The following is a 24,994-nucleotide window of genomic DNA, read 5'->3' on the forward strand; positions in this document are numbered from 1 at the left end:
CTCGGGACTTCACCCCGAGAGCACCGCCTGCCGAGCAGCCCCAGTCGACCGCAAATGGCTACCGCAGGGTGCATTTTTTGGCCAAGTTCACTATCACTTGGACACCACAAATCCCGTGGGGACAATGCTGGACATCACGTTACTTGTGCGTGTACATGTGGATGCACTGATAGCGGCGCAGAATGACATGGGGGTTTGCGATGCTATTCGACGAAACACACCAGTCGGAAAGCCGGCAACCATGAGCGCCCCGCACCTGCCGAAAGTGGCTGGAATCGATCCCACAGTTCCGGTTTCGACGCACACTGACGGGCCTCTCTCCGAGGTGCCCGCCGCCCCCAGTGCCTTCATCCAGGACCGCTTGGCGGGCTGGGTCTCCGACCTCACCACGCTGCACGAGCTCACCGAGCGGCTGGCCAGAACGAACACCCTGGACGACGCACTTCACGAGCTGCTCGACGCCGGAGCCGCTCTGGTCGGAGCGCGCCGCGGGCTGATCGTCTTCGAACCGTCCGACCGCCGTGGCCCCGTCAGCACCATCGGCCTCGGCCTGGCCCACGCCGAGCTCGGCCAGATCGAGACGGTGCCGCGCAGCGCCACGTCCTACGGGCGCATCCTGGAAGGTCTGCCCAACCCCGAGGGCCCACTGACCACCCCCGACCTGCTCGGCGACACCGCCCTGGACCCCCGCAGACGCGAGGTCGCCGCCCGGCTCGGCTACGCCGCCAGCTACGCACTGCCGATCACCACCGACCGGACCGGCCGGCTCGCCGCCGCCGTCTGGCTGTACGACGAACCCGCCGAGCCCCTGGAGCGCCAGCGCCACCTGGCCGGGCTCTACGCCGGGTACGCCGCCGAGCACCTGGCCCGGCTGCTGGAGCTGGAACGGGCCAGGGCCGATGTCGCCACCGTCACCGAGGAGCTCCTGCCCAGCCGGATGCCCCGGGTCCCCGGCGTGGAGCTGGCCGTACGCCACCACGCGGCCCCGCAGGGCGGCAACGACTGGTACGACGCGCTGGCCCTGCCGGAGGGTGCGCTCGGCCTCGCCGTCGGCTCGGTGAGCGGTTCCGGGCCGAGCGCCCTGGCCGCGATGGGCCGGCTGCGGGCCGGCCTGCGGGCGTACGCGGTGATGGAGGGCGAGGACCCGGTCGCCGTGCTCTCCGATCTTGAGCTCCTGCTGCGGCTGACCGAACCCGCCCGGTCCGCGACCGCGCTCTTCGCCTACTGCGAGCCGGCCCGCCGCAAGATCCTGCTGGCCGGGGCCGGGCACACCCCGCCGCTGATCATCGGTGAGCGGCGCACCGAGTACGTCGAGACGACCCTGTCCGCGCCGCTGGGCATGCTCGCCTGCTGGGAGGCGCCGAGCGTGGAGATCGAACCGGCACCCGGCGAGACCGTACTGCTGTACACCGACGGCCTGCTGCGCCGGGCCGGGGACTCCATGGACCGCGCGTTCACCCGGCTCCACTCGGCGGCGGCGAGCGTCCCGAGGGCGCTGCGCCACGACGCCGCGTCGGTTGCCGACCATGTGCTGCGCACCGTGCTGCCCGACGGGCCCGAACAGGGTGACGACACCGAGGACGTGGTCCTGCTGGCGGCACGGTTCGACTGAGTGGCCCCGCGCGCCCCGGACCCTCCCGGCAGGGGACCTACCGGTAAGAGGTCTTCCGGCCCTGGGCCCCCTTCCGTACGCCCGTACGATGGAGGGGGCCCAGTGTCGTATCAAGGAGAGACAAGTCGTGTCTGAGGAGCTCACCCCGGAGAACCCGGAGACCGAAGAGACAGAGCCGGTCAAGCAGCGGAAGAACGGCCTGTACCCGGGCGTCTCCGACGAGCTCGCCGCCGGCATGAAGGCCGGTTGGGCCGACACCGAGCTGCACGGGCTGGAGCCGATCGCTCAGGCCGGGCACACCGCCGACCGCCGCGCCGCGCTCTCCGCGCGCTTCCCCGGCGAGCGGCTGGTCGTTCCCGCAGGCCGGCTGAAGACCCGTTCCAACGACACCGAGTACGCCTTCCGCGCCTCCACCGAGTACGCGTACCTCACCGGTGACCAGACCCAGGACGGCGTCCTCGTACTGGAGCCGAAGGACGGCGGCCACGAGGCGACCGTCTACCTGCTGCCGCGCTCGGACCGTGAGAACGGCGAGTTCTGGCTCGACGGACAGGGCGAGCTGTGGGTCGGCCGCCGTCACTCCCTCACCGAGGCCGAGCAGCTGCTCGGCATCCCGGCCAAGGACGTACGGGAGCTGCCCGCCGCGCTGACCGAGGCCACCGGCCCGGTCCGCGGCGTCCGGGGCCACGACGCCGTCATCGAGGCCGCGCTGACCGACAAGGTCACCGCGGAGCGCGACGAGGAACTGCGTGTCTTCCTCTCCGAGGCCCGCGTGGTCAAGGACGCCTTCGAGGTCTCCGAGCTGACGAAGGCCTGCGACATCACCGCGCGCGGCTTCGAGGACGTCGTGAAGGTCCTCGACAAGGCCGAGGCGACGAGCGAGCGCTACATCGAGGGAACGTTCTTCCTGCGCGCCCGCATCGAGGGCAACGACATCGGCTACGGCTCGATCTGTGCCGCGGGCCCGCACGCCACCACCCTGCACTGGGTACGCAACGACGGCGCGGTGCGCTCCGGCGAGCTGCTGCTGCTCGACGCCGGCGTGGAGACCAACGACCTCTACACCGCCGACGTGACCCGCACCCTTCCCATCAACGGCACCTTCACGCCGCTGCAGCGGAAGATCTACGACGCGGTGTACGAGGCCCAGGAAGCCGGTATCGCCGCGGTGAAGCCCGGCGCGGCCTTCCGGGACTTCCACGACGCCGCGCAGCGCGTCCTGACCGAGAAGCTCGTCGAGTGGGGCCTGCTCGGCGACCGGACCGTGGACGAGGTCCTGGAGCTGGGGCTGCAGCGCCGCTGGACCCTGCACGGCACCGGTCACATGCTCGGCATGGACGTCCACGACTGCGCCGCCGCGCGGACGGAGTCGTACGTCAACGGAACGCTGGAGCCCGGGGTGTGCCTCACCGTCGAGCCCGGTCTCTACTTCCAGGCCGACGACCTGACCGTCCCCGAGGAGTACCGCGGCATCGGCGTCCGGATCGAGGACGACATCCTCGTCACCGAGGACGGCAACCGGAACCTCTCGGACAAGCTGCCGCGTCAGGCCGACGAGGTCGAGGCGTGGATGGGCCGGCTCAAGGGCTGACCCGCCGCCGGCCGGTCACGGCCGTCGGCGCGCGCCGGAGGGCGCCCTGCTCAGGAAACCATGAGCAGGGCGCCCTCCCGCATTTTCAGGATCTTGTCGAAGCTCACCACAGCACCGCCGTGCCCCGGCCTGTTGCCGAAGTGGACATGGTCGGCGAGCTCCTCGATCAGGCAGAGGCCGCGCCCGCTCTCTGCGGCCGGCGGCGGATGCCCGGCCTGCTTCGGCTGGCACTGCCGAAGTTGGTGCTGCGGTTGTTGCTTGCTCTGCTGCTGCGGTTGCTGCTGCGGTTGCTGCTGCGGTTGCTGCTGCGGTTGCTGCTGCGGTTGCTGCTGCTGTGCGGCATCGCGAAGCGTGCGTCGCGCGGGGAAGCCGGGGCCTGAGTCCGCGACTTCGATACGGCATTTCTCGCCGTCCAGATACGCGGTCACCCGGTACTGCCCGCAGGCCGTACCGGACGGCTCCTCCCAGGCGTCCCAGTGATCCCCGGCCTCGTCCGTGCCTCCACGGGCCCCGTCGCGGGTACCGCCGTGCTCGACGGCGTTCGCACAGGCCTCGCTGAGCGCGACCGACAGGTCGAAGGAGATGTCCGGGTCCACGCCCGCGGATTCCATCGTGCCCAGCAGGAAACGACGGGCGAGCGGAACGCTCGCAGCTTCGCGCCGCAGATGGAGTGACCACCACATGCTCATGCTCCAGCCTCCTGGCTGCGGCTCGACATACCGATACGTATTGCCGCCCTGTGCCGTTCGTAAGCACGGACGGGATGTGAGACCGCTCATTCGGCGGATACCCGGGCTCACCACACCTGTGCATGCCCGGCCCACAGGACCTCTCCTACCCCGCCCGCAACCATCCCCAACAGCCCGGCGCGCAGCCAATCGGGCGGAAGCTGACCTTCCGGACCTGCCGTACGGCGGACGGGGGCGCAGTGCGATGATGACCCCGCCATGTCTACGTCTGTGGGACGCGCCGGAGCCGGTCTGCGGCTGTTGAGGGCCGCGGTGTTCGCCGCGGTCTGCGTCGCGTTGTCCGCGGCCGGACACGCGATGGCAGCATGCGCGGCGGTACCCGGGTGGACCCTGCTCGCCGGATTCCTCGGGATCCTGGCGGTGGCGGTGGCACTGGCCGGCCGCGAACGCTCACTGCCGTCGATCGCCGCGGCCCTGGCCGGCGGGCAGATCGCCCTGCACACGCTCTTCGGTGTCGGTACGCACGCCGCTACGCCGCAGCCCGCGGCGGCCGGTGACGACTCGCTGATCCGGTTCGCGGCGAGCCTCGTCTGCGGTGCGGGCCCCGCCCAGTTGAACGCGGCCGACGCCCATCGCATCGTCACCACCGCGGGCATCGACCCGGCATCGGTCACCGCGCAGGCGCATCAGCACATGGCCGCCACGCCCTCCGACGGCATGACCGGCTCCGGAGCGGCCGGCCTCGCCGGAATGTTTCCCAGCCTGCCCATGCTGCTCGGCCATCTGCTGGCGGCGCTGGCCACCGGCTGGCTGCTGCGGCGCGGCGAGATCGCCCTGTTCCGGCTCGCCCGGCTCTCGGCGCACGGCGCCCAGCAGGTCGCGGCCGGAGCCCGGCTGCGGGCCCTGCGCGCGGCGCTCGTCCTCGTATCCGCACTGCACACCGGCCTTCCGGACGGACCGGCGAACGGGCCGCGCACGCTGCGCACGGCGGTGGACGCACCGGCCCCGGCCACCGGGGATCCCTTGCAGCACATGGTGATCAGGCGCGGGCCGCCACCCGCATTCGCTCTCGCAGCCTGACGCGACACCCGTCACCTCCACACGACGCACGCGCAACCCTCGCAGGCACCTCACCGGTGCAGGCGCGGGGCGGCGCGCACGCACCGCTCGTGAGGGGAAGAGGTGTCGCGATGCCGTCGCGCACCCGCGTGTCGGAGCACCTTTCCTTCGTGCTTTGTGGAGTGATCCCTGACATGAACGTTTCCCGCATCGCCCTCGCCGGCGGCGTCGCCGCGTCCACCGTGCTGATCCTCGCCGGTACGGCCTCCGCCCACGTCAGCGTCCAGCCGCAGGGCGAGGCCGCCAAGGGCGGTTACGCCGTCATCAACTTCAAGGTCCCCAACGAGCGCGACGACGCCGCGACGACCAAGCTCGAGGTCAACTTCCCGACCGACCACCCGCTGGCCTCCGTCATGCCGCAGCCCGTGCCCGGCTGGGACATCAAGGTCACCACGAGCAAGCTGGCCAAGCCGCTCGACATGCACGGCAAGAAGATCAACGAGGCCGTCTCCAAGGTCACCTGGACCGCGGACGGCGGCAAGATCGAGCCCGGCCGCTTCCAGCAGTTCCCGCTCTCCGTCGGCCAGCTCCCCGAGGACGCCGACCAGCTGGTGTTCAAGGCCATCCAGACGTACGACAACAAGGAAGTCGTCCGCTGGATCGAGGAGCAGAAGGACGGGGCCGAGGAGCCCGAGAGCCCCGCTCCGGTCCTCAAGCTGACCGCCGCCACCGACGACGCGCACGGCGCGGCCGCCGCCTCCGAGGACAAGAACGCCGCAGCCGACCAGCCGAAGGACGAGAAGACAACGGCCTCGGCGTCCTCCTCCGCGAGCGACACCACGGCCCGCACTCTCGGCATCGTCGGCATCGTCATCGGCGTCGCCGGTGTCGCCTTCGGCGTCCTGGCCGGACGGCGCCGTACCGCCTGACCATCTCCACAAGCCCCACCCGCCACACCCACCCCTCAGGAATCAGTGCTCCATGGTTAAGAAGTCTGTGCTGGCCGCGGCGCTCGTCGCCGCGGCCGCGCTCACCCTGTCCGCCTGCGGCGGCAGTGACAACGAAAGCAAGAAGCCGATCGCCGATGTCTCGACGGAGGCGAAGACCAAGGCCGCGACGGTGCTCGACGATCCGTTCACCAAGCCGAATCTCGTCCTCACCGACACTCACGGCAAGAAGTACGACCTCCGCGAGAAGACCAAGGGCAAGCCGACACTCATCTACTTCGGCTACACCAACTGCCCCGACGTCTGCCCGCTCATCATGAGCAACATCGCGATCGCCAAGAAGTCTCTCCCGCAGGCAGAGCGGGACAAGCTCCAGGTCGTCTTCGTCACCACCGACCCGGAGCGGGACACCCCGTCCTCGCTGGGCAGCTGGCTCGAGTCCCAGGACCCGTCGTTCATCGGTCTCACCGGCGACTTCCCGACCATCCAGGCGGGCGCCCGGCAGATCGGCATCGGTATCGACGCGCCGAAGAAGGAGAAGGACGGCACGATCGTCTCGATGCACGGCTCGCAGGTCATGGCGTTCTCGCCGAAGACCGACAAGGGGTACGTGCTGTACAGCGAGGACACCACGCCCGACGACTACACCAAGGACCTCCCCAAGCTCCTCAAGGGGGAGACTCCGTGAACCGCCGCACCGTCCTCGCCGGCGTCCTGGCCCTCTCCACGGGCCTGGCGCTGGCGGGGTGCTCCTCCCCGGGCAGCAAGCCGGAGTTGAAGGTCACCGGCGCGTTCATGCCGCAGCCCGTCAACGACATGGCGGCAGCCTTCCTCGTCGTGCGGAACAGCGGCGGCAGTTCCGACCGGCTCACCTCTGTCACCAGCCCGCTCTCGGACAACGTCACGATCCACGAGACGAAGAACCAGGCGATGCGCATGGTGACGTCCTTCGCCGTACCCGCAGGCGGTGAGCTGGACCTCGAACGCGGTGGAAACCACATCATGTTCATGAAGCTCAAGCAGCAGCCGAAGCAGGGCGAGAAGGTGTCCATGGAGCTGCACTTCGAGAAGGCCGGCCCGATCAAGGTCGACCTTCCCGTGAAGGAGACCACCCACAACCCGAAGAAGCAGTGAGGGACTGACACACCATGACAGCCACCGCCCCGCCCTTCGGGCCGCCCCCGTCCGTACCCGCCATACGCAGGCCGCTCGCCGCTGCCGGACTCATCGCCGCGCTCCTGGGCGTGGTGTTCGGCCTGCTGCTGGCGGTCGCGGGTCCCGCGTCGGCTCACGCCGCACTCACCGGGAGCGATCCACAGGACGGGGCGGTCGTCGCCACCGCCCCCGAACAGGTCACACTGACCTTCTCCGAGCAGGTCGCCGTGGGCGAGGGCTCCATCCGGATCCTGGACCCGAACGGCAAGCGCGCCGACACCGAGGCCGCCCCGCTCGATCTGCACAGCGGCTCCACCGTGAAATACGGCGTCGCCCTGCACACCGGCCTGCCCGACGGCACGTACACCGTCGCCTGGCAGGCCGTCTCCGCCGACAGCCATCCGGTCTCCGGCGCCTTCACCTTCTCCATCGGAGCCCCCTCCAAGACCGCCGTCGCCCTCCCCGACAGCGAGGCCGGGGGCGGCCTCGTCGGCACGCTCTACGGCATCGCGCGCTACGCCGCGTACGCCGGCTTCATCGTGCTCGCGGGCGGCGCGGCCTTCGTACTGGCCTGCTGGCAGCGCGGGGCGGGCGCCCGCCCGCTGCAACGCCTCGTGGTACGCGGCTGGATGACCCTCACCGCGGCCACCCTCGCCATGCTGCTGCTGCGCACCCCGTACACCGGTTCCGGGAAGCTCGCGGACGCCTTCGACCTCGACGGGCTGCAGGCCGTCCTCGACACCAAGCCGGGCGCCGCACTCGTCTCACGGCTGCTGCTGCTCGGCGCCAGCGCGCTGTTCATCGCCGTCCTGTTCGGGGCGTACGCGAAGCGCGAGGACGCGCGCGAGAAGGCGGACCTCACCTTCGGCCTCGCCGCCGGCGGCGCGGTCATCGCCGCCGGGATCGCCGCGACCTGGGCGCTCGCCGAGCACGCGTCGACCGGCATCCAGTCGGGGATCGCCATGCCGGTCGACGTACTCCACCTGCTCGCCGTGGCCACCTGGCTGGGCGGGCTCGCGGCCCTGCTGGTCGCCCTGTACCGCACCCCCGATGTCACCGCCGACGCCGTGCGGCGCTTCTCCCGGATCGCGTTCGGCAGTGTGCTCGTGGTCGTCGCCACCGGGATCTACCAGTCCTGGCGCCAGCTCGGCTCCTGGTCCGCGCTGACCGACACCGGATACGGGCAGCTGCTGCTCGTGAAGGTGGGGCTCGTCGCGGTCCTGGTCGGGGTCGCGTCGTTCTCCCGCCGGTGGACGGGAAGGCTGGCATCGGGCGGGAGCGCGGTTACGGCCCCGGCGGCTACAGCTACAGCTGACGACGAAGGCGCAGCCGCGGCGGGGGCAGCGGCGCAGACCGAAGCAGAAGCAGAACCCCAGGTCGAGGCCAAGGTCAAGGACCAGGTCAAGGCCAAGTCGGTGCCGACGTCGTCGGCGGACGGCCTTACGCCGTCGTCGGACGGCTCGGCGTCGCAGGACCCCGCGCGGGCCGTTCAGCTCGCACGGCAGAAGGCCGCCGTGGCCACCGCCGAGAAGAAGCGGGTGCGTGACGCCGACCCCGACCGCTCCGGCCTCCGCCGCTCGGTGCTGGCCGAAGTCGGCGTCGCGGTGGCCCTGCTGGTGGTGACCACCATCCTGACGTCGACCGAGCCGGGCCGTACCGAGGAGGAGGCGGCCCGTGCGTCGAACGCGGCCGCCGCACCGGCCGCGAGCGGCCCCGTCAACCTCACGCTGCCGTTCGACACCGGCGGCAAGAACGGCAAGGGCACACTCGAGATGGACATCGACCCGGGCCGCACCGGGGCCAACGCGGTCCACGTCTGGATCGAGGGCGCCAACGGGAAGGCCATGGACGTCCCCGAGGTGAAACTCGCCCTCACCCTGAAGTCCAAGGACATCGGCCCCCTTCCGGTGGTTCCGGTCCGGCTGACCGAGGGGCACTGGACGGCCACCGGCCTCCAGATCCCGATGGCGGGCGACTGGACCGTCGCGGCGACCGTACGGACGTCGGACATCGACCAGACGACGGTCGAGAAGAACGTGAAGATCGGCTGAGCAGGACCGTGAGCAAAAACAGTTCGAACATGGCAGGCAGGACAGCCAAGGCAGACAGCCGAGGCAGCTCCGGCAGCACAGGCCGCTCCGGAAGCGGAAGCAGCGCGGCCGACGGAACCGGCGGCGACGGTGCACAGCCGCCCGGCGCCCTCTCGCGGCGCCGGCTGCTCGGCACAGCCGGCGCGGCCGGGGCCACCGGGCTGGTGCTCGGGGCGGCCGGTGGGGCGACCGGCTACGCCGCGACACGGGACGAGACGCCCACCGCACTGACCTCCGTGGGCTCCTCCGAGGTGATGTTTCACGGGAAACATCAGCCGGGCATCACCACCCCGCTCCAGGCGAGCGGCCATCTCATCGCCTTCGACCTGGCCCCCGGCACCGGCCGGAAGGAGGCGGCCGCACTGATGCGCCGCTGGTCAGCCGCCGCGCAGCGGCTGATGGCCGGCGAGCCCACCGCCGGTGGCGCGGCGGACGGCACGGGGCACGACACCGGTATCGCGCTGGATGCCGGGCCGTCCTCGCTGACCGTCACCTTCGGTTTCGGCGCCACCTTCTTCGAACGCACGGGCCTCGTCGACCGCCGGCCGCCGGGGCTCGACCCGCTGCCGCCGTTCTCCGCGGACCACCTCGACGGCGCCCGTTCCAACGGCGACCTCTGGGTGCAGATCGGCGCCGACGACGCGCTCGTCGCGTTCCACGCGCTGCGGGCCGTGCAGAAAGAGGCCGCTTCGACGGCCACCGTGCGCTGGCAGATGAACGGCTTCAACCGCACACCCGGTGCCACCGCCAAGCCGATGACCGCTCGCAATCTGATGGGCCAGATCGACGGCACCGGCAATCCGAAACCGGCCGACAGCGACTTCGACCGGCGCGTCTTCGTCCCGTCCGGCTCCGATGACGCGAAGTACGAATGGCTGGCCGGCGGCTCGTACGCGGTCGTCCGGCGGATCAGGATGCTGCTCGACGACTGGGAGAAGCTCCCGGTGGAACGCCAGGAACGGGTCATCGGCAGGCGCAAGGCGGACGGGGCCCCGCTCAGCGGCGGCACCGAGACCACCACCATGGATCTCGACAAGGCGGGCCCCGACGGCAAGCTCCTGATCCCCGACAACGCGCACGCCCGGATCTCCTCCCCGGAGCGCAACAGCGGAGCGGCCATGCTCCGCCGCCCGTTCTCGTACCACGACGGAATCGCCACCGACGGCACCCCGGACGCCGGGCTGCTCTTCATCTGCTGGCAGGCGGATCCGCTGCGGGGCTTCGTACCGGTGCAGCGCAAACTCGACCGGGGAGACGCCCTGTCGCCCTTCCTCCGCCACGAGGCGAGCGGCCTCTTCGCGGTGCCGGGCGGTGCGGCGGCCGGGGAGTACGTGGGGCAGCGGTTGTTGGAGTCCTGAGCCACCCCGGCGCATTAGGGTGACGGTATGTCCGCCACGCGCTACGCCTATCTCGGCCCCGAAGGCACCTTCACCGAGGTCGCCCTCCGTACGCTCCCGGAAGCCGCCACCCGTGAGCTCGTCCCGATGGTCTCCGTGCCGGCGGCGCTGGACGCGGTGCGCAACGGCACGGCGGCAGCGGCACTCGTACCGATCGAGAATTCCGTCGAGGGCGGCATCACCACCACCCTGGACCAGCTCACCAGCGGCGAGCCGCTGATGATCTACCGCGAGGTGCTGCTGTCCATCACCTTCGCGCTGCTCGTGCGCCCCGGTACCAAGCTGTCCGACGTCAAGACGGTCACCGCGCACCCGGCCGCGCAGCCGCAGGTACGCAACTGGATGGCCGCCCATCTCCCGCAGGCCGTATGGGAGTCGGCGGCGTCCAACGCGGACGGTGCCCGGCTGGTGCAGGAGGGCCGGTACGACGCCGCGTTCGCCGGTGAGTTCGCCGCGGCGACCTACGGGCTCGAACCGCTGGTGACCGAGATCCACGACGCGGAGAACGCCCAGACCCGGTTCGTGCTGGTGGGCCGCCCGGCCCGGCCGGCGGCGCCGACGGGTGCGGACAAGACGTCGGTGGTCATCTGGCTGGGCGACGACCACCCCGGTGCGCTGCTCGAACTGCTCCAGGAGTTCGCGGTGCGCGGGGTGAACCTGATGCTGATCCAGTCCCGGCCGACGGGTGCGGGCATCGGCAACTACTGCTTCGCCGTGGACGCCGAGGGCCACATCTCCGACCGCCGGGTGGGCGAGGCGTTGATGGGGCTGAAGCGGATCTGCCCGAACGTCCGCTTCCTCGGCTCGTATCCGCGGGCCGGCGTGACGGCGGCGGACGTACGTCCGTTGCGTGCGGGTACGTCGGACGCGGAGTTCACCGTGGCCTCGGACTGGCTGGCCCGGAACCAGGACGGGCGAGCCTGACGGTCCGCGGCCCGTCGGCGCCCTCCGCCCGACAGGCTCGGTGCGTCCGCACTTCAGCGCTCCCGCACACCCGCACACCCACACTTCCGCACACGCGCCCTTCCTCACTTCGGCACGCCCACAGGCCCAGTGCGATCAGTGGATTGTCATCATCGAAAAGTTATCCACAGGCGTACGTCTCGACCTGGGGACAAGTCGACACCGCAACGCGACATGGTCGACAAATCTCCCCAGTCCACCCAGACCCGTCCACAGACCGGCAGGACGCCCGGTGTCACCGCAATTCCATTGATCAACTCTTTAGGACGAGGAATTCCCACCCGAACGAGCGTGCAGAAGGGGTTTGAAGGGGGATTCCGCGAGCCTTCGCACCGCTTTCGGAATGATCTACCTCGCGTCCACAGATCTTCTTCACAGCCTGTGGATAACTTTCAGAAGGCGCCCACCCCTGTGGACAAGTGGGCACCAACTCCCCTTCCAGGCAAGGCCGATACGTCAAGACCCACGAACCTTCTGCCCCATTTAGGGGAATAGGACCTCTTTATTGACGATGGCGCCCAAACACTCGCCGCGGATTCCTCTTCAGCATTACCAATACCGGCAATTCGGGCAAAGTGACACGCTCGCCAATATCGGTTCGAGCTACGGAAGCCGACACCGGTAGCCTGGAGGGGTGATTGACCTTCGCCTGCTTCGTGAGGACCCCGACCGTGTTCGCGCCTCCCAGCGCGCCCGTGGAGAGGACGTCGAGCTCGTCGACGCCCTGCTCTCCGCCGACGAACGGCGCAGGTCGTCCGGGGTTCGGTTCGACGAGCTCCGTTCCGAGCAGAAATCGCTCGGCAAGCTCATCCCCAAGGCCTCGCCGGAGGAGCGCGCCGAGCTCCTGAAGAAGGCCGAGCAGCTCAAGGTCGACGTCAAGGCGGCCGACGCGGCACAGGGCGAGGCCGACGAGGAGACCAAGAGCCTGCTGCTGCGGCTCGGCAACATCGTCCACGAGGACGTGCCGGTCGGCGGCGAGGAGGACTTCGTCGTCCTGGAGACGCACGGCACCATCCGCGACTTCGGCGCCGAGGGCTTCGAGCCCAAGGACCACCTGGAGCTCGGCGAGGCGCTCGGCGCGATCGACATGGAGCGCGGCGCCAAGGTGTCCGGCTCGCGCTTCTACTACCTGACGGGCGTCGGGGCACTGCTGGAACTCGCCCTGGTCAACGCGGCGATCGCCCAGGCCACCGAGGCCGGCTTCATCCCGATGCTCACCCCGGCGCTGGTCCGCCCGCGCGCCATGGAGGGCACCGGATTCCTCGGCCAGGCCGCGGAGAACGTGTACCACCTGGAGAAGGACGACTACTACCTGGTCGGCACCTCCGAGGTACCGCTCGCGGCGTACCACATGGACGAGATCATCGAGGCGGACAAGCTGCCGCTGCGCTACGCGGGCTTCTCGCCGTGCTTCCGCCGCGAGGCCGGTACGTACGGCAAGGACACCCGCGGCATCTTCCGGGTCCACCAGTTCGACAAGGTCGAGATGTTCTCGTACGTCGACCCGGCGGATGCCCAGGCCGAGCACCAGCGGCTGCTGGACTGGGAGAAGCAGTGGCTGACCGCTCTCGGGCTGCCCTTCCAGGTCATCGACGTCGCCACCGGCGACCTGGGCTCCTCCGCCTCCAGGAAGTTCGACTGCGAGGCGTGGATCCCGACCCAGGGCAAGTACCGCGAGCTGACCTCGGCATCCAACTGCGACGGTTTCCAGGCGCGCCGGCTGTCCGTCCGGATGCGCGACACCCGCGACGGCAAGAAGGTGCTCCAGCCGCTGTCCACGCTGAACGGCACGCTCTGCGCCGTCCCGCGGACCATCGTGGCGATCCTGGAGAACCACCAGCTGGCCGACGGTTCGGTACGGGTACCCGAGGTACTCCGTCCGTACCTGGGCGGGCGTGAGGTCCTGGAGCCGGTCGCCAAGTGACCTTCCCCTACAAGCTCGTCGCGACCGACCTCGACGGCACGCTGCTGCGTGCCGACGACACGGTTTCCGGGCGCACACGTGACGCACTGGCCGCGGTGACCGCGGCCGGTGCGGCGCACATCATCGTCACCGGCCGCGCCGTCCCGTGGACCCGGCACATCCTGGACGACCTGGGCTACGAGGGCCTCGCGGTCTGCGGTCAGGGCGCGCAGGTCTACCACGCGGGCGAGCGGAAGCTGCTGACCTCGCTGACCCTGGACCGGCAGCTCGCCGGTCTGGCGCTGTCCAAGGTCGAGGCGGAGATCGGTCCGCTGGCTCTGGCGGCCAGCCGCGACGGGCTGGACGGCGAGGTGCTGGTCGGTCCGGGCTACCGCGTGCAGGAGGGCCCGCTGCCGGCCGTCTTCGTGCAGGACCCGGCCGAGATGTGGGCGGCCCCGCTCAACAAGGTCTACATACAGCACCCGGATCTGGACGACGACGCGCTGGCCAAGGCCGCGCGGGCGGCGGTCGGCAATCTGGTCGACGTGGTCATGGCCGGTCCGGGGGTCGTGGAGATCCTGCCGCTCGGGCTCAGCAAGGCCACCGGTCTCTCGCTGGCCGCGCGCCGGCTGGGCGTGAAGGCGGCGGACACCATCGCCTTTGGTGACATGCCGAACGACATCCCGATGTTCGCCTGGTCGCGGCACGGTGTGGCGATGGCCAACGCGCACGAGGATCTGAAGGCCGTGGCCCACGAGGTCACCGCGTCGAACGAGGACGACGGGATCGCCGTGGTGCTGGAGCAGCTGCTCCAGCAGCCTTCGGCGCCGGCTGCCTGAGGCGGAGGATGCGCGGATCGAACGCGCGCGGGGTTCGCACCCCGACGACGGCTTAGCAAGCCGCTGCCTTACCACTCGGCCAATCCTCCAGGGGGAGGGCGGCCGCGCGCGATGCGCATGAACGGCCGCCCCGGCGTGCTGCTCGAAGCGGCTCGGCGGAGACAGTCGCTGACTACTCCGCGGCCCGCTCGGCCACGCCTTGCAGGGAGCTCGACGGACTCGGACTCCCGGTCATCGCCGCGCTCCTCTCCCGGTCTGTGGTGCCGTTGCCGGCAGGTGCCGTTCCCGGCGGGTGCCGTAACGCCACTGTGCCGCGCGCCCGATGTCCGGTGCCACTCATTTACGGGCGGCGCGTGGCCGGTGGTATCCGCGTGACCGGTGGTATCCGCGTGACCGGGTGGCACCGGACATCAGGGCTGTCTCAGGACCCTCAGCGGCTCCTGTTGCGACGGCTCAGGTCCTTCAGGTTCCGCGCGAACTCGTCCATCCGCCCGTCCAGCCCGGCGATGTCCTGCGAGACCCCGCCCAGCCGCACGCTCATGGCACCGATCACCTGCTGTGTGACCTCCAGCCTCCGGTCGAGGCTGTCGAGCCTGAGCGACATCCGGTTGAGGACCGGGCCCAGCTCCTGGAGAGCACTACCGACTCCGGACAGGCAGCTCTCGACCCGGGTGACCCGGTGTTCGAGCGAGGCGTACCCCGCCCGCAGGTCCTGCTCGGCGTCGAGCAGGTACGTACGGACGCAGCGCGCGATGTCGCTGTCGCGAAGAAGCATCGCGACGTTGAGAACGGTCCTGCGGGTGAAGAGCGTGAGCTGCGCAGGCGCCTGTGGATAACTTTCACCTTGCCCCTCACCCAATAGGGACATCATGTCCCTATTGAAAACCCGCAGTTCAGAGCCACGAAGCAGTCGCAGACCGTTCTCCTCCATCTCCGAGCGGTGGCGCTGGATCACCTTCTTGACGACCTCTGTGGATACTTCGAAGTAACGAGCCACATCCTCGGTGCGAACGTGAATTCCGTCCGGGAGCATGACGAGGCTCTTCACCTTGTCGAGGGTGTCTACGCGCCCCATCTGTTCGACGCGCAGCGCGCGTGATTCGAGCAGGGCGACTTCCGTGGGCATGGGCATGCCTTCCGATCGGGAGAGTGACAGGGACAGCCCTCTCCCCGGGCTTCAGGGGCGGAGGACGCTCACGTTTGCCACTTGCTCTATGACCGACCCGGTGGACGGGTGTCGCCCGTAGGCGTGTACCGCCGGCATCGGCAATCCCCGAATTCACGAAAGCTCGACGTCTCAGATTCCAGTTGCCTCCACGCATCCGGAACAACGAACCGATATCCGTACAGTTACGCGTAATCGCGTAATACTGTCCGACATACGACAGCCCCTGTCCGCAGAACATCGGACAGGGGCTGTCGCATCAGAGGGGTGTGCGTGCTCACTCCTCGCCGGCGAGCTTCAGGGTGCGCAGCTTCTGGCCCGCGTACCAGGTCGCCGCCACGGTGACCGCGATCAGCAGCACCGTCGCGACCGGCAGTCCGACGTCGGAGCTGATGGCGTCGCTCCCGCCGACCTTCTCGGCCAGCGCGAGGGACCACTGCTGGACGCTGAGCGTGCGCGCACCGGGGACCAGGCTGCCGAAGAGGGCCTCCCAGACCAGGGCGTAGACGAGTCCGAGGACCACCGCGTGCCGGCTGACCGTGCCCAGCAGCAGGAACAGTGCGCTGTAGGCGATCGAGGCGACCAGGGCGGCGATCGTGTAGGCCACCGCGATCTGCTGGCCGTTGCCGTTGAGGATCAGGCCCGCGATCATGGTCGGCACCGCCGAGAAGACCATCGTCACGGCGATCGCCACGATCAGCTTGGTGAAGATGATGGTCGGCCGGCTCACCGGCTTGGCCAGCAGATAGACGATCGAGCCGTCGTCGATCTCCGGCCCGATCGCTCCGGTTCCGGCGATCACGCCGATCAGCGGCACCATGGTGGCGATCGCGAAACCGCCCAGCACGTCCGAGGCGACCTGGTCATCGGCCCCGGCGAACATCCGTACCGCCACCGCGATGACCAACAGCAGTGCGGGCAGGATGAAGAGGATTGCGGCCCGGCGCCGGCCGAGCAGGGCCCGGTAGGTGAGCCGGGCGACTGTGGGGTCGTACATGACGCTTCACAGCTCCTTATCGGCCACTACTCAGGCCGCTACGAGATAGGAAAAGACCGATTCGAGGGATTCGTCGGACGGCGAAACGGTCAGCAGCCGGATGCCCTGCTCGCGTGCGACCCTCGGCAGCAGCACGGTGAAGCGTCCGAAGTCGACCGCCTGGATGCGCAGGGCGTTCTCGCCCAGGTCCACTTCGATGCCGGCCGTCGACGGGTCCGCGATGAGCGCGGCGGCGAGTGCCCGGTCGTCGCTGGACCGTACGAGATAGCGGTGCGGGCGGTCCGTCATCAGCCGGCGGATCTTGCGGAAGTCACCGGACGCGGCGTGCCGGCCGGCCACGATCACCTCGATGTGCGAGGCGAGTTGCTCGACCTCTTCGAGAATGTGGGAGGAGAAGAGGACCGTGCGTCCCTCCGCGCCCATCCGTCGCAGCAGCTCCATCAGCTGCATCCGCTGACGCGGGTCCATTCCGTTGAACGGTTCGTCGAGCAGCAGCACGGACGGGTCGTGGACCAGCGCGGAGGCCATCTTCACGCGCTGGCGCATGCCCTTGCTGTACGTGGAGATCTTGCGGTCCTGCGCGTACTCCATCTGGACCGTGGCCAGCGCGCGGGCCGCCTCGGCGTCACCGAGGCCGTGCAGCTCCGAGTTGGCCACCACGAACTCGCGGCCGGTCAGGAAGTCGTACATGCCCTCCCGCTCGGGCACGATGCCGATGTGCCGGTAGACGGCCTCGTTGCGCCAGATCGCCTTGCCGTCGAGCGTGACGGTGCCCGTGGACGGGGCGAGGAATCCCGCCATCATGTTGATCAGCGTGGACTTGCCGGCCCCGTTGGGACCCAGCAGACCGGTGACGCCCGGCCCCACGGTCATGCTCACGTCGTTGACGGCGACCACGTTGCCGAACCAGCGGGAGGTGTGGTCGATCTCGATGGTGGTCACAGCCCGACCCTCCGGTAGCGGCGCATCAGTACGGCGTACGAGCCGGCGACGAGCGCGAGAACAACGATCAGATAGACCACTCCGGCACCGGCCCCCGGGCCTTCCCCTCCGGGGAAGGCGGAGGTGGCGCCGAGGAACGCGGTCTGCACACCGTCGATCAGCGTGATCGGCGAGAAGAGGCCCAGCCACGGGACGGCTCCGGTGGAACCCGTCGACCAGGCGATGCCCTGGACGGTGGAGACCGCACCGTAGGAGATGGTGAGTACGGCGATCACCGCGGCGACGCCGAAGCCCCGGCGCGGGGTGAGCGCGGCCATCACGAGGCCGAGCCCGGCGAAGAGGACGGAGAGCAACGCCACCGACACCATTCCCTGTGCGAACCACTTGGTCTGGTCGCCGAAGTCGAACTTACCCAGCAGGGCGCCCACGTAGAGGATGACGAGCGGCGCACCGGTGAGGACGAACAGCGCGGAGGCCATGGCGGCGAATTTGGCGATGACGTAGTCGCCGCGCTCGATGGGCCGCGAGAAGTACAGCGGCACGCTCTTGAAGCGAAGGTCCCTGGAGACCGACTGAGGTGCCTGCGAGGCGAGGAACAGGCCGATGACCGCCTGCAGGTAGACCGCGTACGAGGTGTACTTGACCGGCAGCTTCGTCGAGTCGGGGATGTTGATCGCCACCGCCACGATGATCGCCGCGACCAGGCACATCACGCCGAAGAGCAGCATGGGCAGCACCTTGGACTTGGCGGAACGGCCGAGTCCGAAGGAACCGCGCAGGGACTGCGAGTAGAGCGAGCGGCGGGCGTACGCCCGGCCCAGGCGGGGCCCGTCGTAGGCGCGGTAGCCGATGTTGTGGATCCGGGAGGTCTCGCTCCCGGTCGCGGCGCCGGTCTCAGTGCTCATCGCTACCGCTCCCCTTCTGCTGTACGGCCCCGGCGGCCACGGACGCGTGCTGCGCCGCGGCCTGCGCTGCCGGTGCCTCTTCGGTACGGAAGACCTCGGCGATGTGGTGGCGGCGCTGTTCCATCCGGACGAGGCCGAGGCCCAGGCCGGCGACGCTGTCGCGGACGATGTCGTACGTCTCCTCGCCGGTCGCCTCGATCAGCAGGATGTGGCCCGCCCCGGGCAGCCCTTCCGCGTCCAGCCCGTCGAGGCCCACCAGCTTGATACCCGTCTCCCTGAGGGCCCGGCGCAGCGCGTCGGTGCCGTCGGGGTGGGTGTCGCTGTCGGTGACCTCGACCGCGAGGGTCGTGGTGGTCTGGGTGAAGTCGCTGGTGGAGCTGGAGCGCAGCAGCGCTCCGCCGTCGATGACGACGACGTGGTCACAGGTGCGTTCGAGTTCACCCAGCAGGTGCGAGGTGACCAGGACCGAGATACCGAAGTCGGTGTGCACCCGCCGGATCAGGCCGAGCATCTCGTCGCGGCCGACCGGGTCCAGCCCGTTGGTCGGCTCGTCCAGGAGGACCAGCTGCGGGTCGTGGACCAGCGCCTGGGCCAGTTTCACCCGCTGCTTCATGCCGGTCGAGTAGCCGCCGATGGGGCGGTAGCGCTCCTCGTACAGGCCGACGTGGCGCAGGGTGTCCGCGGTCCGCTCCCTGGCGGCGGTCGGCGGGAGTCCGGACATTCGCGCCATGTGCACGACGAACTCGGTGGCCGAGACGTCGGGCGGCAGGCAGTCGTGTTCGGGCATGTAGCCGACCCGTTCCCGGATGGCGGCGCCGCTGGTCGAGACGTCGAGCCCGAGCACCGCGGCCCGGCCCTCGGTGGCGGGAGACAGACCCAGCAGGATCTTGATCAAGGTGGACTTGCCGGCTCCGTTGGCGCCCACCAGCCCGGTCACGCCGGGGCCGATGTCCAAGGAGAGCCGGTCAAGCGCGGTCACCCGTGGGAACCGCTTGCTCAGGCTTTCGGTCGCAATGACAGTCACGTAAGCGACGTTAGTGGCGCGGGCCACAACGGTCGTCAGACCTGGCGGCTGGTTTCCCCTCAGACTCCAGATGTACAGACCCGTAGGGGGACCCCAGGAGGGAGGAGGCAGGCGGTCCGGCTTCCGGTTGCCGCTCCGGGTGGTGTGCGGCCACCGCGTATTGCACGGTCTCGGGATGGTGCGCGCAGTTGTCCACAGGTCCGGCGGACCTCTTGACGTAGCCGCCGGACATTGTCACATTCATCAGTGTCACGTTACGGGCACGTACCGCACACGGCAGGGAACGGACGGTGGCATGGGTGCGCGAGTGAACAGCCAACTGACCCCGGAGCTTCGTGGGTTCAGAGAGGTGCAGCGCCTCGCGTCCGCCTGCGCGGAAGCGGTCGCCGCCCGCCTGCGGCCGGGGGTGACGGAGCGGGAAGCGGCCCGGATGCAGCGCGAGTGGCTGACCTCGCGCGGGGTGCGGGACTGGTTCCATCTGCCCTTCGCCTGGTTCGGGGACCGCACGGCGTTCACCGGATTCAAGGTGCCGCTGCAGTTCTTCCCGACCGACCGGCGGCTGGAGCCGGGGATGCCGTTCATCCTCGACATGGCGCCTGTGTACAAGGGGTTCACCGCGGACATCGGCTATTCCGGCTGCCTGGGGCTGAACCCGCTGCACGACAGGCTGCTCGCCGACCTGGAGGCCCACCGCGACCTGATCCTGCGCGAGGTGCGCGAGCGGCGCCCGCTGCGCGAGATATACGAGGACGTCGAGCGCCTGATGATCAGGCAGGGTTACGCCAACCGGCACCGCGCGTATCCATTCGGCGTGATCGCCCACAAGGTCGACCGCGTCATCGAACGCCGTTGGTCGCCGAGGGTGTTCGGGTTCGGCAGCCAGTCACTCAAGGGACTGTTGAGCGATGCGGTCCACGGGCACCGGGACGGCTGGTCGCCGCTCTGGAGTCCGCACCGCTTCTCCGACCATCCCCCGCGGCCTGGACTGTGGGCGGTGGAACCCCACATCGGATTCCGGGGTACCGGCGCGAAGTTCGAGGAGATCCTGGTCGTCACCGACTCACGGGACCCCGAGCAGAGCGCCTTCTGGCTGGACGAGGATCTGCCGCACGTGCGGCGCTGGGCCGAGGAGAGGGTGGGGGCATGAGTCTGCTGGATCTGCCGGGGGCGCGCGAGCGCCGGGTGGCCACGGGCGGTATCGAACTGTGCGTCGTCGAGCTGGGCGAGGCGACGCGTCCGACCATCGTGCTCGTGCACGGCTATCCGGACAGCAAGGAGGTCTGGACGCAGGTCGCCCGGCAACTGGCCGAGCGGTGGCACGTCGTGCTGTACGACGTGCGCGGCCACGGCAGCTCGACGGCGCCCGTCCCGCTGCGCGGCGGCTTCACCCTGGAGAAGCTGACCGACGATTTCCTGGCCGTCGTCGACGCGGTGAGCCCGGACCGTCCGGTGCACCTGGTCGGTCACGACTGGGGCTCGGTCCAGGCCTGGGAGTTCGCGACGGTCAGCCGTACCGAGGGCCGGATCGCGTCCTTCACCTCGATGTCCGGCCCCTCCCTCGACCACTTCGGGCACTGGATCAAGCAGCGGATGGCCAGGCCCACTCCGCGCCGGGTCGGCCAGCTGCTGGGCCAGGGTGCCAAGTCCTGGTACGTGTACATGCTGCACACGCCGGTCCTGCCGGAGCTCGCCTGGCGCGGGCCGCTCGGCAAGCGGTGGCCCGGCATCCTGCAACGGCTGGAGAAGGTGCCGCCGGGCGACTATCCGACTGCGTCCCTGCCCGAAGACGCGGCGCACGGGGCCTGGCTCTACCGCGACAACGTCCGGACCCGGCTGCGCAGGCCCCGCACCGACGCCTACGCGCACGTGCCGGTCCAGCTGATCACACCGACGGGCGACATCTTCCTTTCGGAGCAGCTCTACGACGGACTCGATTCCTGGGTGCCGCAGTTGACCCGCCGCTCGCTGCCGGCCAAGCACTGGGTGCCGCGCACCAGGCCGGACCAGCTGGCCTCCTGGATCAATGAGTTCGCCGCCGCCAACGAATCGGCCATGCAGGGAGGTGTCCCGGTGGGGGACGCCGCGCCGAAGGGTGCGCACGCGGACCGGTTCGGCGGACAGCTCGTCCTGGTGACGGGCGCGGCCGGCGGCATCGGGCGGGCCACCGCCTTCGCCTTCGCCGACGCGGGCGCCCGGGTGGTGGCCGTGGACCGGGACGCGGAGGGTGCGGCCCGGACGGCGGAGCTGGCCAGGCTGATCGGCGCGCCGGCCGCCTGGGGGGAGACGGTCGACGTCAGTGACGAGGCGGCCATGGAGAAGCTGGCCGAGAAGGTCGCCACCGAGTACGGGATCGTCGATGTGCTGGTCAACAACGCCGGGATCGGGCTGTCCGGTTCGTTCCTGGACACGACGGTCGAGGACTGGAAGCAGGTCCTCGACGTCAACCTCTGGGGTGTCATCCACGGCTGCCGCCTCTTCGGCAAGCAGATGGCCGAGCGCGGGCAGGGCGGCCATATCGTCAACACGGCCTCCGCCGCCGCCTATCAGCCCTCGCGCGCGCTCCCGGCGTACAGCACGTCGAAGGCTGCCGTGCTGATGCTCAGCGAATGCCTGCGCGCCGAGCTGGCCGAGAAGTCGATCGGAGTCAGCGCGGTCTGCCCCGGCATCGTGAACACCAACATCACCGCGACCACCCATTTCGCCGGGACCGACGCGGCGGAGGAACAGCGGCTGCGGAAACGGACGAGCAAGCTGTACGGAGTCCGCAACTACCCGCCGGAGAAGGTCGCCGAGGCGGTCCTGCGCGCGGTCGTACGCAACCAGGCCGTCGTCCCGGTGACGCCGGAGTCGCATGCCGCCCGGTTCCTGTCCCGGCTCAGCCCCGGGGCGCTGCGTGGCATCGCCCGGCTGAAGCCGCCGCTGTGAGCGGCCAAGGGCCGTCGTCCGGGCGGGCGGTGTCGGAGTACCGGATCGAGGACCTCGCGCACGCCAGCGGTGCCACGGTCCGCACGATCCGCGCCTATCAGGACCGCGGGCTGCTGCCGACCCCGGAACGGCGGGGCCGGGCCAATGTGTACCGGGACACCCATCTCGCCCGGCTGCGGCAGATCGCGGACCTGCTCGACCGCGGCTACACCCTGGCCAGCATCAAGGAGTTGCTGGAGGCCTGGGACACCGGCCGTGGCCTCGGCGGGGTGCTCGGGCTCGTCGCGGAGGTGCACGGGCCGTGGACCGACGAGCGGGCGGACCGGATCACCCGGACCGAGCTGGACGCGAGGTTCGGCGGCACCCAGGACGAGCAGGCCGTCGCGGAGGCGGTGGATCTCGGTGTGCTGGAGCGCATCCCGGGCCGCGAGGACGAGTTCCTGGTGCCGAGTCCCCAGGAACTCTCGGTGGCTGTGGAGTTGCACGCGGCGGGCGTCCCGTTGAGCGCGATCTCCGGGCACCTGAGGGAGCTTCGGGGACAGGTCGAGCAGATAGCCTCCCGTTTCCTGGAGTTCACCACGGAGCACGTCTTCGCCCGCTATCTCGGTCATCGGCCGCCGACCGACGCCGACGCGGCAGAGGCCGCGTCACTGGTACGCAGACTCCGCCCGCTCGCCCAGCAGACGGTGGACGCCGAACTCGCCCGTGCCATGCGTACGTTCGCCGCACGCCATCTGGAACACCACCTCACCGCGGAGGAGCCCTTCACCTCGGGCTCCACCGCACATCCGCCGAAGCCGGTGGCTCTGCCGCCCGGGACAATCACCGCTGTGGAGCGACTGGTTGGCCGGGAGAACACTGCCGCCTTCATCACCGCGGCCACCGAACGTGAGGTACAGGCACGGACATTAGATGCACTTGCCTCATCTCACGTTAATGCAGACTAACTTCGCCAATTAGCCTGAATCGCACGTCACTTGTCCACAGAACCAGCAAATTACCTGTGGATAAGTCGAGTTGGCTGTGGATCAAACCTGTGCACAAGAACTGGCTCTGTGAATCGCGTACGAAATCCGGATGCGCGGGAGGAGACGCCGCGGGCACCCTGGACGGATGGACGAAAGACGCACCGTCAAGGTGTCGAAGTACCTCTCGAAGCACCTGCGGCACCAGCCGGAACGGATCGGCCTCCAGCTCGACGCACACGGCTGGGTCGCCATCGACGACCTGCTCCGGGCCACGGACCGCCATAACTTCCCGCTCACCCGGGCCGAGCTCGACCAGGTGGTCGCCTCCAACGACAAGCAGCGCTTCGCGGTCGAAGGCGGCCGTATCCGGGCGAGCCAGGGACACACCGTCGACGTGGACCTGGACCTGCCACCGGCCGAGCCGCCCGCGTACCTCTATCACGGCACGGTCGGCCGGTTCCTGGACGCGATCCGGAGCGAGGGGCTGCGGCCGATGAACCGCACCCACGTACACCTCTCGCCGGACCGTGAGACGGCGACCCGCGTCGGGGCCCGGCGCGGCCGGCCCGTCGTGCTGTCCGTGGACACCGGCGCGATGCACCTGGCCGGTCACACCTTCTGCGTCAGCGCCAACGGGGTCTGGCTCACCGCCGCGGTGCCCCCGGAGTTCCTGCGCCTGCCCGGCTGACCCGGGAGCGGGACGGCTACGCACCCGGTGGCCTGGAGCCGGCCACCCCGCGCTCCGGCCAACGACGAGACCGTGGCGGGCTCAGCCCAGCTGGCGGAGGGCTTCCGTCGCGATGCGCTCGAAGACGCCCTGATCGGCGGCGAAGTCGGAGTCGGGGATCGGCCAGTGGACCACGATCTCGGTGAAGCCGATCTCGCGGTGCCGGCCCGCGAAGTCCACGAAGGCGTCCACCGACGCAAGCATCCTGGAGCGGTCCGGGGTGAACGCGGTGAGCAGAACCTTGTCCAGCTCGGACGCATCCCGTCCGATCTCCCCGCACGCCGCCCCGAGCCTCGCGACCTGCCCGCGCAGCGCCTCGTCCGACTGGGCCGGCGTGCCCTCCTCGTAGAGCTTCGGGTCGCCCGTGGTCACCCACGCCTGCCCGTATCGCGCGGCGAGGCCGAGGCCGCGCGGGCCGGTCGCGGCGACGGCGAAGGGCAGCCGGGGCCGCTGCACACAGCCCGGGATGTTCCGCGCCTCGACCGCCGAGTAGAGGGCCCCCTCCCGCGTCACCGCGTCCTCGGTGAGCAGCCGGTCCAGCAGCGGCACGAACTCGCCGAAACGGTCCGCGCGCTCACGCGGCGTCCACGCCTTCTGCCCCAGCGCCGTCGCGTCGAAGCCGTTCCCGCCGGCCCCGATCCCCAGCGTGACCCGGCCGCCGGAGACGTCGTCGAGGGAGATCAGTTCCTTCGCGAGCGTCACCGGATGCCGGAAGTTCGGCGATGTGACGAGGGTGCCCACCCGGAGGCGGGTGGTGGCCGTCGCGGCGGCGGTGAGGGTGGGCAGGGCGCCGAACCAGGGGCCGTCGCGGAAGGTACGCCAGGAGAGGTGGTCGTAGGTGTACGCCGTGTGGAAACCGAGCTCCTCGGCGCGCTGCCACTTCGCCCGGCCCCCCTCGTGCCAGCGGTCGACAGGGAGGATCACGGTGCTCAGGCGCAGGCTCATGATCCGAGCCTACGTGCCGCCGCCTCGGCCGGCATGATCCAAACGAGAGGCCCTAACCCCAATGCCGTTCGGTTAGGGGTTCGATCGGCAGTGCAACTTTCGGCGTTTCGGCTGGTGATATGGGTGCAGCCCTTGTAGTGGTTCTCGGGTC

At 69.8% G+C, this 24,994-nt stretch carries 22 protein-coding genes and 1 tRNA gene; 15 read left to right on the forward strand and 8 right to left on the reverse strand.

The annotated features are described in order from the left end of the window. Positions 1-124 precede the first annotated feature (124 nt). Together ACGFU6_RS27020 and ACGFU6_RS27025 are read left to right on the forward strand one after the other, a co-directional pair. The gene (locus ACGFU6_RS27020; RefSeq protein ID WP_393614543.1) at positions 125-1,612 is read left to right on the forward strand and encodes a PP2C family protein-serine/threonine phosphatase; all 1,488 of its coding nucleotides are present in this window, start codon (positions 125-127) and stop codon (positions 1,610-1,612) included. Between the two features lie 127 nt (positions 1,613-1,739). Continuing rightward, positions 1,740-3,203 carry an aminopeptidase P family protein gene (locus ACGFU6_RS27025; protein WP_393614545.1) on the forward strand — a complete coding sequence of 488 codons (1,464 nt, stop codon included), beginning with the start codon at positions 1,740-1,742 and terminating at the stop codon, positions 3,201-3,203. Between the two features lie 50 nt (positions 3,204-3,253). Here the strand turns inward: ACGFU6_RS27025 and ACGFU6_RS27030 are convergent, their stop codons facing one another. Next, entirely contained in the window at positions 3,254-3,892 is a 639-nt protein-coding gene (locus tag ACGFU6_RS27030) for an ATP-binding protein (protein WP_393614546.1), read from the reverse strand. A gap of 258 nt (positions 3,893-4,150) precedes the next feature. On the opposite strand from ACGFU6_RS27030, the gene ACGFU6_RS27035 reads away from it, so the two are divergent. From ACGFU6_RS27035 to ACGFU6_RS27075, 9 genes are all read left to right on the forward strand, one after another. After that, a complete protein-coding gene (locus ACGFU6_RS27035) occupies positions 4,151-4,972 on the forward strand; it encodes a hypothetical protein (protein WP_393614547.1) in 822 nt (273 codons plus the stop codon). A 173-nt stretch (positions 4,973-5,145) separates the two neighbouring features. Next, positions 5,146-5,880, forward strand: coding sequence for a YcnI family protein (locus tag ACGFU6_RS27040; protein ID WP_393614548.1), 735 nt, complete (start codon positions 5,146-5,148; stop codon positions 5,878-5,880). A gap of 52 nt (positions 5,881-5,932) precedes the next feature. After that, positions 5,933-6,586: an SCO family protein gene (locus ACGFU6_RS27045; RefSeq protein WP_393614549.1), complete on the forward strand. Its 654-nt coding sequence runs from the start codon at positions 5,933-5,935 to the stop codon at positions 6,584-6,586. Further along, on the forward strand, positions 6,583-7,032 hold the full coding sequence (locus tag ACGFU6_RS27050) for a copper chaperone PCu(A)C (protein WP_393614550.1): 450 nt from the start codon (positions 6,583-6,585) through the stop codon (positions 7,030-7,032). The genes ACGFU6_RS27045 and ACGFU6_RS27050 overlap by 4 nt, the downstream gene beginning before the upstream one ends. A 14-nt stretch (positions 7,033-7,046) precedes the next feature. After that, on the forward strand, positions 7,047-9,104 hold the full coding sequence (locus tag ACGFU6_RS27055) for a copper resistance CopC/CopD family protein (protein ID WP_393614552.1): 2,058 nt from the start codon (positions 7,047-7,049) through the stop codon (positions 9,102-9,104). 29 nt (positions 9,105-9,133) lie between these two features. Continuing rightward, complete coding sequence (gene efeB, locus ACGFU6_RS27060; protein WP_393614554.1) at positions 9,134-10,501, forward strand: iron uptake transporter deferrochelatase/peroxidase subunit; 1,368 nt, start codon at positions 9,134-9,136, stop codon at positions 10,499-10,501. Positions 10,502-10,528: 27 nt separating this feature from the next. Beyond that, the gene (gene pheA, locus ACGFU6_RS27065) at positions 10,529-11,464 is read left to right on the forward strand and encodes a prephenate dehydratase (RefSeq protein ID WP_393614556.1); all 936 of its coding nucleotides are present in this window, start codon (positions 10,529-10,531) and stop codon (positions 11,462-11,464) included. A 673-nt stretch (positions 11,465-12,137) separates the two neighbouring features. Then, positions 12,138-13,427, forward strand: coding sequence for a serine--tRNA ligase (gene serS / locus ACGFU6_RS27070; RefSeq protein WP_393614558.1), 1,290 nt, complete (start codon positions 12,138-12,140; stop codon positions 13,425-13,427). Then, complete coding sequence (locus ACGFU6_RS27075; RefSeq protein ID WP_393614560.1) at positions 13,424-14,245, forward strand: HAD family hydrolase; 822 nt, start codon at positions 13,424-13,426, stop codon at positions 14,243-14,245. Before serS ends, ACGFU6_RS27075 begins: the two co-directional genes overlap by 4 nt. A gap of 2 nt (positions 14,246-14,247) precedes the next feature. Here ACGFU6_RS27075 and ACGFU6_RS27080 read toward each other — a convergent pair. The 6 genes from ACGFU6_RS27080 to ACGFU6_RS27105 all read right to left on the reverse strand — a co-directional run bounded on the left by ACGFU6_RS27080 (position 14,248) and on the right by ACGFU6_RS27105 (position 19,233). After that, a tRNA-Ser gene (locus tag ACGFU6_RS27080) sits at positions 14,248-14,334 on the reverse strand. Positions 14,335-14,675: 341 nt separating this feature from the next. Continuing rightward, positions 14,676-15,371: a hypothetical protein gene (locus ACGFU6_RS27085; protein ID WP_393614562.1), complete on the reverse strand. Its 696-nt coding sequence runs from the start codon at positions 15,369-15,371 to the stop codon at positions 14,676-14,678. A gap of 316 nt (positions 15,372-15,687) precedes the next feature. Then, positions 15,688-16,407 carry an ABC transporter permease gene (locus ACGFU6_RS27090; RefSeq protein ID WP_123524811.1) on the reverse strand — a complete coding sequence of 240 codons (720 nt, stop codon included), beginning with the start codon at positions 16,405-16,407 and terminating at the stop codon, positions 15,688-15,690. A gap of 30 nt (positions 16,408-16,437) precedes the next feature. Next, positions 16,438-17,349: an ABC transporter ATP-binding protein gene (locus ACGFU6_RS27095; RefSeq protein WP_393614564.1), complete on the reverse strand. Its 912-nt coding sequence runs from the start codon at positions 17,347-17,349 to the stop codon at positions 16,438-16,440. Then, positions 17,346-18,254, reverse strand: coding sequence for an ABC transporter permease (locus ACGFU6_RS27100; RefSeq protein WP_123524813.1), 909 nt, complete (start codon positions 18,252-18,254; stop codon positions 17,346-17,348). Before ACGFU6_RS27100 ends, ACGFU6_RS27095 begins: the two co-directional genes overlap by 4 nt. Then, entirely contained in the window at positions 18,244-19,233 is a 990-nt protein-coding gene (locus ACGFU6_RS27105; RefSeq protein ID WP_393614580.1) for an ABC transporter ATP-binding protein, read from the reverse strand. Before ACGFU6_RS27105 ends, ACGFU6_RS27100 begins: the two co-directional genes overlap by 11 nt. A gap of 340 nt (positions 19,234-19,573) precedes the next feature. Between ACGFU6_RS27105 and ACGFU6_RS27110 the strand changes: the two genes are divergently transcribed. From ACGFU6_RS27110 to ACGFU6_RS27125, 4 genes are all read left to right on the forward strand, one after another. Continuing rightward, a complete protein-coding gene (locus ACGFU6_RS27110) occupies positions 19,574-20,425 on the forward strand; it encodes a M24 family metallopeptidase (RefSeq protein WP_393614566.1) in 852 nt (283 codons plus the stop codon). After that, entirely contained in the window at positions 20,422-22,203 is a 1,782-nt protein-coding gene (locus ACGFU6_RS27115; RefSeq protein WP_393614568.1) for an SDR family oxidoreductase, read from the forward strand. Before ACGFU6_RS27110 ends, ACGFU6_RS27115 begins: the two co-directional genes overlap by 4 nt. Then, positions 22,200-23,150: a MerR family transcriptional regulator gene (locus ACGFU6_RS27120; RefSeq protein ID WP_393614569.1), complete on the forward strand. Its 951-nt coding sequence runs from the start codon at positions 22,200-22,202 to the stop codon at positions 23,148-23,150. The genes ACGFU6_RS27115 and ACGFU6_RS27120 overlap by 4 nt, the downstream gene beginning before the upstream one ends. Positions 23,151-23,316: 166 nt before the next feature. Further along, a complete protein-coding gene (locus tag ACGFU6_RS27125; protein ID WP_393614571.1) occupies positions 23,317-23,859 on the forward strand; it encodes an RNA 2'-phosphotransferase in 543 nt (180 codons plus the stop codon). An 81-nt stretch (positions 23,860-23,940) separates the two neighbouring features. Here the strand turns inward: ACGFU6_RS27125 and ACGFU6_RS27130 are convergent, their stop codons facing one another. Further along, positions 23,941-24,843, reverse strand: coding sequence for an LLM class flavin-dependent oxidoreductase (locus tag ACGFU6_RS27130; protein WP_393614573.1), 903 nt, complete (start codon positions 24,841-24,843; stop codon positions 23,941-23,943). Positions 24,844-24,994 lie beyond the last annotated feature (151 nt).

Source organism: Streptomyces sp. NPDC048462, from assembly GCF_043200175.1.
Taxonomy (GTDB): domain Bacteria; phylum Actinomycetota; class Actinomycetes; order Streptomycetales; family Streptomycetaceae; genus Streptomyces.